At 71.7% G+C, this 12,568-nt stretch carries 8 protein-coding genes; 5 read left to right on the forward strand and 3 right to left on the reverse strand.

Translation table 11 applies throughout. From position 1 onward, the window contains the following. The first annotated feature begins 110 nt into the window (after nucleotides 1–110). The gene (locus AB0J55_RS20300; RefSeq protein WP_364250296.1) at nucleotides 111–3,179 is read left to right on the forward strand and encodes a glycoside hydrolase family 2 TIM barrel-domain containing protein; all 3,069 of its coding nucleotides are present in this window, start codon (nucleotides 111–113) and stop codon (nucleotides 3,177–3,179) included. A gap of 21 nt (nucleotides 3,180–3,200) precedes the next feature. Here the strand turns inward: AB0J55_RS20300 and AB0J55_RS20305 are convergent, their stop codons facing one another. Then, nucleotides 3,201–4,085 carry a BTAD domain-containing putative transcriptional regulator gene (locus AB0J55_RS20305; RefSeq protein WP_364250299.1) on the reverse strand — a complete coding sequence of 295 codons (885 nt, stop codon included), beginning with the start codon at nucleotides 4,083–4,085 and terminating at the stop codon, nucleotides 3,201–3,203. Between the two features lie 350 nt (nucleotides 4,086–4,435). Between AB0J55_RS20305 and AB0J55_RS20310 the strand changes: the two genes are divergently transcribed. The 4 genes from AB0J55_RS20310 to AB0J55_RS20325 all read left to right on the forward strand — a co-directional run bounded on the left by AB0J55_RS20310 (nucleotide 4,436) and on the right by AB0J55_RS20325 (nucleotide 7,285). Continuing rightward, nucleotides 4,436–5,281, forward strand: a complete 846-nt coding sequence (locus AB0J55_RS20310) for a UbiA family prenyltransferase (protein ID WP_364250302.1) — start codon at nucleotides 4,436–4,438, stop codon at nucleotides 5,279–5,281. Nucleotides 5,282–5,294: 13 nt separating this feature from the next. Then, complete coding sequence (locus tag AB0J55_RS20315) at nucleotides 5,295–6,359, forward strand: ATP-binding protein (RefSeq protein ID WP_364250305.1); 1,065 nt, start codon at nucleotides 5,295–5,297, stop codon at nucleotides 6,357–6,359. Further along, nucleotides 6,356–7,015, forward strand: coding sequence for a response regulator transcription factor (locus tag AB0J55_RS20320; RefSeq protein ID WP_364250308.1), 660 nt, complete (start codon nucleotides 6,356–6,358; stop codon nucleotides 7,013–7,015). Before AB0J55_RS20315 ends, AB0J55_RS20320 begins: the two co-directional genes overlap by 4 nt. A gap of 96 nt (nucleotides 7,016–7,111) precedes the next feature. Then, entirely contained in the window at nucleotides 7,112–7,285 is a 174-nt protein-coding gene (locus AB0J55_RS20325; protein ID WP_364250311.1) for a hypothetical protein, read from the forward strand. 57 nt (nucleotides 7,286–7,342) lie between these two features. On the opposite strand, the gene AB0J55_RS20330 is transcribed toward AB0J55_RS20325, so the two are convergent. Both AB0J55_RS20330 and AB0J55_RS20335 read right to left on the reverse strand, forming a co-directional pair. Continuing rightward, entirely contained in the window at nucleotides 7,343–8,818 is a 1,476-nt protein-coding gene (locus AB0J55_RS20330) for a hypothetical protein (RefSeq protein ID WP_364250314.1), read from the reverse strand. 2 nt (nucleotides 8,819–8,820) lie between these two features. Then, a complete protein-coding gene (locus tag AB0J55_RS20335) occupies nucleotides 8,821–12,495 on the reverse strand; it encodes an ACP S-malonyltransferase (protein WP_364250317.1) in 3,675 nt (1,224 codons plus the stop codon). Between the last annotated feature and the right edge of the window lie 73 nt (nucleotides 12,496–12,568).

Here is a 12,568-nt window from a genome sequence, read left to right on the forward strand (position 1 = left end):
CGGAAAGTCGAGCAAAGGGTTCGAAAATGTCGAACCCTTTGATTGTCCGGAAACCTCTGTGCCATAGTGCTTTCCGCCCGCACATCGCCGCGCTGGAAGGGGCCTGCCCGATGCCGGAAGAAGAACCGAGCGGTCTCCCCAGACGGGTGGTCCTGGGCGGGGTGGGTGCCGCCGTCGCCGTCTCGGCCGTCTCTCCGATCGCCCGGGCCGCCGACGCGGTCGCGCCGCCGGGGCCGGCCCGAGAAAGCGATTTCACAACTGGCTGGCGGTTCGTCCTCGCGAACCCCGACGGCATCACCGACCCCACCGGCCGCTACGACCGCGCCCCGGATCCGGCCTTCGACGACTCGGCGTGGCAGGTCGTCGACGTCCCGCACGACTGGAGCATCGAGCTCCCGCCGACCCCCGTCGGCACCAACAGCGGCTCCGGCTTCTTCCGCGGCGGCCTCGGCTGGTACCGCAAGACGTTCACACTGCCGCCGTCGTTCGCCGGCAAACACGTGTCGGTCGAGTTCGACGGCGTCTATTCGGACGCCCACGTGTACCTGAACGGCGAGCTGCTCGGCAACCACCCCTACGCCTACACCGGGTTCGCCTTCGACCTCACCGGGCGGCTGCACGCCGGCGGGCGCCCGAACGTCCTCGCCGTGCGCGCCACGAACCCGCTGCCCAGCAGCCGCTGGTACTCCGGCGGCGGCATCTTCCGCCGGGTCCGGCTGGTCGTCACCGAGGCGGTGCACGTGGCCCGGCACGGCACGTTCGTCACCACCCCGGACATCGCCGCCGGCCGGGGCACCGTCCGGGTGGCCACCGACGTCGTGAACGAGGGCGCCGCGGTCACCGCGGAAGTGCGCACCACGGTCACCGATCCGGCCGGCCGCGTGGTGGCGAACGGCTCGGTCGCCGTGGCGGTGCCGTCCGGGCGGACGGTGACGGCGGTGTCCGGCCTGCGGGTCGAGCGCCCGCAGCTGTGGTCGGTCGGCGCGCCGCGGCTGTACCGGCTGCGCACCGACGTCGTCGTGGCCGGGCGGGTGCTGGACACGACCACCACGGACTTCGGCTTCCGGTACACCGAATTCCACCCGGACAACGGGTTCTCGCTCAACGGCGTGCCGATGAAGCTGCGCGGGGTCAACCTGCACGCGAGCCAGGGCGCGCTCGGCGCGGTGATCGACCCGGCCGCGCTGGAACACCAGATGCGGCTGATGCTCGCGATGGGCGTCAACGCGCTGCGGACCGCGCACAACCCGCCGGACCCGCAGCTGGTGACGGTGTGCGAACGGCTCGGGATCGTCATGATGGTGGAGGCGTTCGACTGCTGGCGGACCGGCAAGCTCGAGTACGACTACCACCGCGACTTCGACGAGTGGAGCGGCCGCGACATCGCCGAAATGGTGCACGCGGCCAAGAACTCGCCCGCGGTCGTGCTGTGGTCGATCGGCAACGAGGTGCCGGACGCGTCGATGGCGGGCGGCCCGGAAATCGCCGCGGGCCTGATCGCCGCGGTCCGCGCGATCGACGGCACCCGGCCGGTCGTGATGGGCTCGGACCGCTACCGCGGCGTGCCCGCGCCCGGCTCGCCGCAGGACCTCATCCTCAAGCAGCTCGACGGCCTCGGCGTCAACTACAACACCGCCCAGTCGATCGACGGGCTGCACCAGCAGTACCCGGGCAAGTTCTTCTTCGAGTCGGAATCGTCGTCGGCGACGTCGACGCGCGGGGTCTACCAGGAGCCGGACCTGCTCAACACCGGCGAGAACCACACGCCGGGCAAGCGGGCGACCTCGTCCTACGACAACAACCTGGCGTCGTGGACGTTCAGCGGCGAGTACTCGCTGAAGAAGGACCGCGACCGGAAGTTCTGCCAGGGCCAGTTCCTCTGGGCCGGGCAGGACTACCTCGGCGAGCCCACGCCCTACGACGTCTTCCCGGTCAAGACGTCGTTCTTCGGCGCGGTCGACAGCGCCGGCCTGCCGAAGGACGCCTTCCACCTCTTCCGCAGCCAGTGGACCACCGCACCGATGGTGCACCTGACCCCGATGGACTGGACGAACCACCGTCCCGGCGAGCCCGTCGCGGTGTGGGTCTACTCTACTGTGGACACCGTCGAGCTGGTGCTCAGCGGAAAGTCGCTCGGGGTGAAGAAGTTCGACCGCAAGACCACAGTGGACGGACGACTGTACCTGGAGACGACCGAACCCGCCGGCGACGACAAGAACGACCCGTCCGGCAGCTACGTCAGCCCGAACGGCAGCACCGGCAAGCTGCACCTGACCTGGACCGTGCCGTTCCGGCCCGGCACGCTGACCGCGATCGCCCGGTCCGGCGCCCGCGAGGTCGCCCGCGACGAGCTCGTCACGGCCGGGCCGCCGCACGCGATCACCCTGGCGGCCGAACATCCCGGCGGTGGTGTGGTTCCCGGGGCGATGACGTTCGTGACGGCGTCCGTCGTGGACGCCCGCGGGGTCGTCGTGCCCGGCGCCGGACCGGTGCTGCGGTTCGGCGTCCGCGGGCCCGGCCGGATCGCCGGGGTGGACAACGGGCGGCAGGAACTCGCCCAGAGCTACCAGCAGCCGGTGATCCCCGCGTTCAACGGCCTGGCGGTCGCCGTCGTCGCGGCGACCGGCGGGCGAGGGCCGATCACCGTGACGGCGAGCGCGCCGGGACTGGCGCCGGGGCAGCTCACCTTGCCCGGTAGCTCCCTGGGGCAGCCCCACGGCCCGGGAGCGCGGGCGGCCGGAACACCGGTGGTTCCGGGCGCCTCGACGGCGGACGCGAGCTACTCGGGCGCCCCGGACACGCTGCCGGCCGCGATGCTGGACGGCAACCCGGCCACCGGCTGGTCGAACCACTACGTCAAGCCGGCGACGGCGACCCTGAACGCGGTGAGCAGGCCGCGCGCCCGGGACTGGGTGTCGCTGGCGTGGCCGTCGGCCCAGCGGATCTCCGCCGTCACGGCGAACTTCGTCGTGGACGGGACGCTGACGCTGCCGGTCGCCGCCGAGGTCGCCTACCGCACGGCCCGGGGTTTCGAGCCGGTGCCGAACCTGCGGATCACGTGGGGGACCGGTTCGGACGACCCGACGACGTTCGCCTTCGACCCGGTCGGCACCACGGAGGTGCGGGTGACGATGACCGCGCGGGGCTTCCTGCGGATCAGCGCGCTGCTGGCCCGGTGAGGCGGGGGCGGTGCGCCCGGCTCACCGGTGTGGTCCCGCCGTCCACGAGGCGGGCCGGGCGCCGGGGCGGTTCTTCGGTCGCGGTGCCGGGCCGCGGCGGGGCCAGGTGGCCGGTGCCGGGGCAGCGGGCACCCTGAGCTCACCCCGGACCGCCCGGGCGAAGATCCGCCGCGTCGTCTCCGTCGGCGCCACGTCCAGGTCGCGGCGCAGGCGCCGGACGCACATCCGGTGCCAGTTGCGCACCTGGCCGAGTTCGCCGCGGCGGGCGTGGAGGACCATCAGGGTCTGGTACATCCGTTCGTCGTACGGGTCGACGTCGAGGATCCGGCGGCACAGTTCGACGACCTCGGCGTGGTCGCCGCGCCGCAGCGCGTCGGCGCGCAGGGAGCCCAGTGCGTACAGCGCCCGCGTCCGGTAGTACTCCCGCTGCTCCTCCACCCAGTCCCCGGTTTCCCCGGGCAGCAGGTCGCCCGCGTACAGCTGCGCGGCGCGCCGGTAGCAGGCCAGTGCCTCGGCCGGCCGGCCCAGCGACTCGGCGACGTGGGCTTCGCGCAGGGCGGTGTCGAACTCGTCGACGTCCAGCCACAGGTCCGTGGCGTCGAGCTGGTAGCCGTGCTCGCGGCAGCGGACCTCGGCCGGGCGGGCACCGGCCCGGGCGAGGGCCCGGCGGACCGCGTGCACCGCCACCTTCAGCGAACCCGCCGCCGACGGCCACGCACTGCCCGGCCACAACGCTTCGAACAGCTTTTCCCGCCGGATGATCCGGCCGCGGTTCAGCAGCAGGTACTGGAACAGGTTGCGTGCCTTGCCGGCGTGCCAGGACACCACCGGTTCCCCGGCCAGCCGGACTTCGAAAGTGCCGAAGCACCGGACCACGAGTCCGGTGCCGTGGTGATCTTCTCGCATGATGCGGCCCCCATCGAACCCGAAAGATCGGCTCACGAACGTTCCCGGGTCAAGGCTAGGTGTCCGCCGTTCGCCGTTTCAAGAACCGGACGGCCAAGGAAGAACCGGTTCGGGAAGATGGTCTGGACATCATGTGACGAACGTCGTAGCACCTTTCCCCTTCCGGCAGTGTCGGCGCCCTCCACGAGGTCGCAGAATGGCCGGTTGTCCAAGCCGGAACCGGCTACCCGGCCGAACGGAGGTGACCGATGTCGACAACTTTCCCGAGCGATGTTTTCCCTTTTTCCCGTCCCGTGCGGTCCGCGTCCGCGCTCCGCCGGCTACGGCTCGCGTGGCAGGAGGCGCGCCCGGTGGTCCAGGCCATTTTCCTGCTGCGCTTCGCCGCGGGCGCGGCGCTCGGCCTGGCGAGCGGCGCGCACGGCGTGGCGGGCAGACCCGGGCTCCTGACCGCCGCGCTCGGCTGGCTCGCCACGACCTGGGCCGTCTACCTGATGAACGGGGTGGCCGACGTCGTCGAAGACCGCGCCAACGGCAAGGCCCGCCCGATCGCGCAAGGGGAACTGTCCCCGCGTGCGGCGATCGCCGTCGTCCGGATCCTGTGCGTGGCCGGGCTCGGGTTCTCGGCGGCGACGTCGCCGGCCCAGGCCCTGCTGGCCGCGGCGATGCTCGGCGTCGGGTGGGCGTACTCGTGGGGGCCGTGGCCGCTGAAGGCGAACCTGGCCGGCTTCGCCGCGGCGGTGATCACCCTGGGCCTGCTGACCTACCTGGCCGGGTGGTCGGCGGCCGGCGGCGGGCGGCCGACCGGGCCGGTCGTGCTCTTCGGGCTGATGATGTCCCTGTGGATGGGGTTCGGCGGGGCGACGAAGGACCTCGCCGACGCGAAAGGCGACCGGCTGGCCGGCCGGAAAACGCTGCCGGTCCTGCTCGGTGATTTCCGGGCGCGCCTGGTGATGGCCGTTTCGGCGAGCTCGGCCGGCTGGGTCTTCGCCATTCTCTTCGCCATTCGGGCGGCCGGGTTCCTGCCCGCGGCCCTCGTCGTGCTGGCGGGCTCGGCAACGCTTTCCCTGATCGTGCTGAGCCGGGTGAGCCGGGGTTCCCGGTCGGCGCAGCGGCGGCCTTACCGGGTGTTCATGGCGACCCAGTACTGTGCGCACATCGCGCTGTTCGGTTGCCTTGGGCCGATCTGGTCGCTGTGAGACAATTCCCGGCGTGGCCGATGAGGACGTGATGTTTCCCGCTGCCCTCCGGCGGGCGACCGTGCGGTCGTTCCGCGACAGCCTGCGGGCGGCGGGCAATCGCCTGGCCGACATCCCGGACGCGGCCGCCCAGCTGCTGCGCCAGGCCGAATCCGTGCTCGACGACGTCGAAACCGCGCTCGCGGGCGCTCCGGCGCCCGCGAGCGAGGCCGAGCGGCTCAGCGCGGAGATCGGAGCCAGCCGCGCCAGCCGCGGGGTGCACCCGATCGAATCGGCGCACGCCGCGGTGACGATGTACCGGGTCCTGCTCCCGGTCGTCCTGGACCGGACCCGGGCCCGTGGCGAAGGGGAAACCGCGCTGCTCACCGCGGCCGGCGCCCTGCATGAGTCCATCATGCTCCGCGTCGGGATCGGCGCCGTCTCCTACGCCAGCTTCCTCCTCGAGAAGGTGAACCAGTCGCACCGCGACGAGCGGCGCCGGATCGGCCGGGAGCTGCACGACCGGGCCGCGCATTCGGTCGGCGTGGCCCTGCAGGACCTCGAGCTGCACGACGTCTACGCCGGTTCGGACCCGGCCCGCGCCGCGGCGCGGATCGGCACCGCCCGCACCGCGATGCGCGAAGCGCTCGACTCGATCCGCGGGCTCGCCCGGGAACTGCGCGAATCCGCGGTCGAGATCGGCGGGCTCGCGAAGGCGCTCGGCGACTACCTGGCCACCCGGGTCCCGCCGGCCATCCACACCACCCTGGCGGTGACCGGCGACGAGCACCTGCCGGACGAGGTGTGCGAGGAGCTGTACATCGTGCTCCGCGAGGCCATCCGCAACGCCGTGCTGCATTCCGGCGCGCGTACCCTGGAGGTGACCGTCACGGTGGCCGACGCGGAAGTGCACGCCACGGTCCGGGACGACGGACGGGGTTTCGACCTCGCCGCCGCGCTGGCCGCGCGGGCGGGGGTCGGGCTGTCGTCCATGCGGGAGCGGCTCGAGCTGCTGGGCGGGACGTTCAAGATCGTCGCGGAAGCGGACAGGGGGACCGTGATCTCGATCGCCGTCACACACCTCGGAGCCCATCGGTGACCGGGCCGGGGGAGCCGAAGGTCACCATCGTCGTCGCCGACGACCACACGCTGTTCCGCCAGGGGCTGCGCGAGCTGCTGTCCACCGATCCCGGGTTCGAGGTGATCGGCGAGGCCGCCCACGGCGAGGAGGCGATCGCGCTGGTCCAGCGGCACCGGCCGGCCATCCTGCTGCTCGACGTCGAGATGCCGGGGCCCGGCGCGAAGGCGGTGATCGAGCGGGTGCGGCGGACGTGCCCCGACACCGCCGTGGTCATCCTGACCATGCACGACGCGCCCGCGCTCGTGCGCGACCTGCTGGACCGCGGCGCGGCGGCGTACCTGGTGAAGAACATCGCCCGGGACGAGCTCATCGCCGCGATCCGGTCGGTGAGCCGCAGCAAGGACAACGTGCTGCTGTCGATCCCGCGCGCGACGATGGAGTCGCTGGAGCGCCAGCAGGAGCAGCGCACCCTGCTGTCCCAACGGGAGCTCGAGGTCCTCCGGCTGGTCGCCACGGCGATGAGCAACGCGCAGATCGCCTCGCGCCTGTTCATCAGCGAGGGCACGGTGAAGCGGCACCTCACCAACATCTACGGGAAACTGGGCGCGGTGTCCCGGGTGGACGCGATCAAGAAGGCGGTCAAAGCCCGGCTCATCGAGGGCCTCGACCCCTGATCCTTGCGTCCACAGTGGACTTGATCATAACCGTCGCGTAGCCGGCGGGCGGCATCCTCCGGGTATCGAGAACCATCGGCACACCTGGAGGTTTCCATGGCGGGGATGTGGGTCGACTCGGCACCCCAGCCGTGCCCGCGGTGTTCGCGGTCGACGGTGCTGGCCACCTACCGGTGGCGGCGGCAGTGGGTGCACGTGGGCACGTGGCGGCCCGAATGCGAACGAACTCCGGCGGCACCGGCCGCCCCGCTCGTCGGCGCGCACGGTTGACCACAAGGGAAATCCCCGGCCACCACCGGTGTGGCCGGGGATTTCCCTTGTGCGGCTTCAGGATGCCAGCCGGAACCGGAAGTTCCGGAACACCTCCGTCTCGGCGCGCTCGCGGTCTCGCAGCCGGAGGGCGTAGCTGACCAGCGCGTGGTCCAGCATGTACAGCCGGCTCCCTTCTTCGCGGCCACCGTCGGACAGGTGGTCGACGACCCAGGCCACGGCCGAGCGGCCGCCGTAGGTGTCCGACGGCGTGTAGAGCCGGTCCGCCGCGCCGATCTCGCCCAGCATGTTCAGCGTGTAGCTGAACGGGTAGGGGCGGTTGGCCCGGTCGAGATCGGTCCGGTCCAGGCCGGGGTAGGAGTGCACCAGCCGGTCCAGCCCCCGTCCGGTGATGAGGTCCAGCCGGCCGGTCAGCATCGCCGTCTCGATCATGTAGGGGTAGGCGATCCCGTTGCGGAAGAAGTTCGCGCCGGGATCGGCGTGGTCCCACGGGCCCAGCACGTCCTCCACGAAGGCGTCGAGGTCCGGTACCTCCGCGGACAGCCGGCCGAGGTTGTGCAGCGCCACGAGGTAGTACAGCCCCATGTGCGTCCGCTCCACCGGGTCGATCCGGCCCAGCAGCTCCTTCGCTTCCGCCAGCCGGTCCTTCCCGTCGGTGAGGTACTCGGCGCGGCCCGACGCCGCGACGGCGTTCAACATGGTCAGCAGCGGGTAGATCTTCCCGAACGCCTCGGTCATCGGCTGCGGGAAGGCGGGCGGGAGGTTCAGCTCGTCGGCCCGGTCGAGGTAGTCCAGGACCTCCTTCAGGTGGTCCCGCGGCCCGCCGAAGACGTGGCTGTCGTAGCCCAGCAAGAAGAGCACCGAGAGCAGCATGGAGCCGCCGCGCCCGCGGAAGAAGGGCGCGGGGATCCGGTCCAGCAGCTCCAGCGACTCGCGGACGTGGTCGCGCTCGCCGGTGACCAGCCGGTCGGCCAGGCCCAGCTGGCCGAGGGCGAGGAACACCGCGGTGCAGGCCGACAGCCGCTCGTAGTCGCCGTGCCGCCCCTGGTTCTCGTCCTCGATCCGGTCGGGCCGGATCTGGTCGGTGGTGGCGAGGATCTCGGCCGGGAAGTCCATCCACTCGTTGACCAGCAGCGTCCGGTCCAGGCCGAGTTTGGCGAACGCGTCCATCAGGATGCTGCCCGCCGTGACGCGGTGGTACGGGTTCTCCTCCGCCCGCACGGCGTCCACAATGGACCCCACGGCCGCGCCGGTGTCGGTGCGGGAGAGGTCGACGGCCGGATCCGCCACGTTGAGGATCAGGTCCGCCAGCCGCCGGGCGAACAGCGTGTAGGAGTTCGACGGCGGCACCTTCGCCGCCAGCAGGTCGAACGTGTGCCGGATCCGCCGGGCGGCGGCGGGGTCGTAGCCGATCGGGTACTGGCCGAGCCCGATGCCGCGCACCATGCGGCTCCACGGTGTCGCGATCATGCGGGACTCGGTGGTGAGGTCGGCCAGCCCTGCCACCGGCAGGACCGACGACGGACGGTCCATGGTCAGCCCTCCTCCTTCTGCCGGACCCGGGAAACCCGGGTGGTGTGCCGCGTGCCGGTCGCCGGGCGGGTGCCCGGCCGCGGCGAGACGGGAGCGCGGTGCCCGTGCGCGGGGTGCCGGCGCGGGACGGGCCCGGTGGCCGTGTGCCGCCGGGTGCGCTCCAGGTGACCCAGCGGCGGCACCCGCACCCCGAGGAACTCCGTCCGCTCCCCGGTCAGCAGCTGCAGCGCCCAGTTCAGCCACTTGACGCCCTCGCAGTAGATCGCCACCGGCCGGCGCTGGGCCTGGTAGGTGTCGACCAGCGTGCCGTCCAGTTCGGACTGGAAGTGGAACGGCGGCATGGCCGCGAAGTGGGTGCCCATCAGGAAGACGAACCGGATGAGCCAGTAGGGGTCCTTCAGCTGCCGGGATTCCGGGTCGTCCCGGTGCACCGCCGCCATCACGGAGCCGAAGTAGTCCTCCATCCCCCGCGGAGCGGCCGGGTCGACGGCTTCCCCCTTGGCCACCACGTCCCGCACCCGGTAAGACTTCTGGTACGGGTTCCCCGCGACGAAGCCGACGTCGACCCGCGGGGTCCGGCCCTTGCCCGTCCTGACCCGCAGGCTGAACTGCTCGTAGTGGATCTCGTCGTAGTGGCCGATGGAGTTGTGCCACGGCTTGTTGTCGTACATCGCGTCGTCGCGCGTGTCCGCGCCGTCGCTCTTGAAGCCGATGGCCCGCGGGTCCAGGAACCGGATCCCCACCGACTCCGCCGTGATCGCCGCCAGCGCGGCATCGATCTCGGGGGCCGGCGCACCGGTCTCGATCAGCCGCTGGGCGTGCCGCAGCGGTGCGGTGTTCCCGATCTTGATGTTCTCGGTGTTCGTGTCCCCCATCACCAGGGAGTGGAACCGCGGTTCCAGAATCTCGAGGTACTCCGGGTGCGCCCGGAACCGGGCCAGCAGGGCCGGCACGTTGAGGTAGGAGACGCCGTCGATGACGATCCGCTCGGTGTCGAGCAGCTCCGGGGTGAAGGTGCGCGGGGCCGTGCGCCGGCACAGGGCCAGGCGGTCCTCGATCTTCTTGAAGTAGGAGACGTCGAGGGTCTCACCGGGCGCGGGGACGCGGTTCACGGTGTGCACGTTCCGGTTCAGCACGCGGAAGATCTGCTCGTAGAGGCGGGCGACCACGGCCGGCGGCGGCGAGTACCGCTCGACGTACCGGCTGATCTCCTCGCCCGGCACGTAGCTCATCTCGTAGAGGACTTCCTTCTCGCCGGTGGCTGTGGTGCGCTCCCGGACGTCGTGGACCTCGGGGAAGTACCGGCGCACGGATTCCGGCAGGGCCTGCAGGTATTCCGCCTGCTTGCGGGCCTTGGCGAACGGCGGCAGCATCACGCCCGTGCCGTCGGGGTGCCAGCCGACGGTGGTCAGCGCCTCGCTCAGGACCTTGCGGACGGTGATCCGCTCTTCGCCGTCCTTCCGCAGGAAGATCGTCATCGACTCGCTGCCGCCCTTGCCGAAGCCCAGGACGCGCTCGCCGATGCCGACGTAGGCGTTGACCGTGCTGCTGAGCACCCGCCGGCTCCGGGCGTAGCGCAGCACCTTCTCGTTCTCCACGGTCATCGCCAGTACGCACTGGTCTTCGAACTCGTCGAGCGCCGGGCTGCCGGACGGCGAGGACACCCCGATGACGTCGGCCCGGTACGGCCCCGCGTCGACGTCGCCGGCCGCGAGCGCGGACCCGAGCGCCAGGACCAGGCAGTTGCCGTTGAGGTGGATCCGCCGGACCCGGGCGTCGAGCGCGCCGTCGAGGAAGACGGCCCGGGTGGCCACCGCGAGGTCCTTCGCCGACCACAGCGGGACGCCCGACGGCGAGACGACCGGCAGCTCCGGGCGTTCGAGGGCCAGCAGCACCCGGTCCAGCTCCGCTTCCAGGTCGAGGCCGGTGCCCCCGCTCAGGTACAGCTCGTGGAGGGCGGCGACGTCGGCCACCGGCACCGCACCGGACGCCGCCAGGGCCGTCAGCCAGCCGGTCGGGTCACTGCCCGCGAGGTAGCAGTCGTTCGGCCGGAACAGCGCGGGCCGGTCGTGCCGGAGGGCCTGGAACAGCCGGTGCTGCCGGGCGATGGCCGCCGGGTCGTGGCCGGGGAGCCGGTCGAAGTGGACGACCACGACCTCGGGCCGCCCGGTCGTGGCGAGTTCCCGGTCGGTGACCCGCCCGGCGCGGTCGATCAGCCGGAGCTCGGTGCAGATTTCACCGGGCCGGTCGCCGGTGAGCTGCTTCTTCGTCCGTGCCCGCAGCACCAGCTCGCCCCGGCCGGCGTCGACGTCGCCGCGGTGCCGGTAGGTGTGCTGGTAGACCTCGAGGAGCTCGTAGAAGGCCGGTGCGGCGTCCCGCTCGGGGCGGAGCATTTCGCCGGTGATGACGCGCCGCATGGTCTGGTGGAGGTACTGCTCGGCGAAGGAGCTCTTCGCCGCCAGCCGGAAGAGGGTGCGCAGCCGGCCGAGGTGCCGTCCGGTCAGCTGGTCGCCGGAACGGCGCAGCTTCGCCAGCCCGGCCAGCAGGCCGTCCACCAGTTTCACCACGCGCAGCAGCGGGTCCTTCGCGCCCGCGGTCCCGGTGTAGGCGGTCACGGGCGCCTCGATGCCGTTGTCGGTCAGCAGCTGCACGGACTTGCCGCCCAGCCCCAGCTCCACCACCAGCTCGGGCCCCAGGTCGGCCACGGCCGCCACCGTCTCCCGCGAGGCCATGACTTCGTCGGTCATCGCGAGAACGCCGTTCCGCACGTCTTCGGCGGTGGTGAGCAGGCCGGCACCGTGGTTCGAGACCACCGGGGTGTGCGGCTCGCCGAACACGATGCCGTTCGCGTCCAGGAAACGCTCGAGCGCCTCGCGCACGCCGCTCATCCGGGCGGAATGGGCCAGGAAGTTCGTCGGTTTCTTGAGCTCTTCGGTGCCCACCGCGGGGAATCGCGTCATGAACCGGTCGAAATCCGCCTTGACGCTCGCGCGCACGTACACGTTCGTCTGCCGGTCCGAATAGAGCTTGTGCACCTCGACGTCCGCCACCGGGTACGTTTTCCCGATTTCACGCAGAACGGAGGTGAGGTTTCCGATGTCCCCCTTCAGTGCGACGACGTGGAACGGTTCCGGAACCAGCCGCCGGTCGCACAGCGCGTCGGGCAGGTGCACGGCGACCTCCCGGGCGACCGGCTCGTCCGGCACCTCGCCGTCGGCGGCCACCAGCATCAGCGGCGTGAACGCCCGCGCGATCTTGACACCGTCACCGACGGACAACGCCCCGCTCGCCACCGCCGCGGCGATGATCCCGAAGCTTTCCCCGGTGTAGGCCAGGAAGCCGAGGGGGACACCCTGCTTCGCCGCCGTACCCCGCAGGTGCGCCTCCAGCGCTACGCTGTGCACCAGGAACGCCGCGCCGAGAAAAGCCTGCCGGGCCAGTCTTCCCGACGGCAGGTTCTCCGGGACCAGCAGGAGTTTCTCCGGCCGGCCGGGGCACCCCAGCACCCGCGCGGCCTGCCGGTAGACCTCGAGCACGTCCGGGTCGCCGGAGTCCAGCAGGTGGCGGCCGACGTTCCGGTACGCGTCCCGGCTGCCCAGGCCGGGGAAGAAGCCGACGACGCGGTCCCGCCGGGACGGGAGCACGGTCGGACCGGGACGGGAAGGAACCACTCTCATCGCCTCTCCCTGAGTTTTTCGAAGGCGGGAACGGGGCAATCTCGCCCTACCGCCGGTGGCTGCCGCATGCGCT

The organism is Amycolatopsis sp. NPDC049688 (assembly GCF_040674975.1).
Classification (GTDB): domain Bacteria; phylum Actinomycetota; class Actinomycetes; order Mycobacteriales; family Pseudonocardiaceae; genus Amycolatopsis.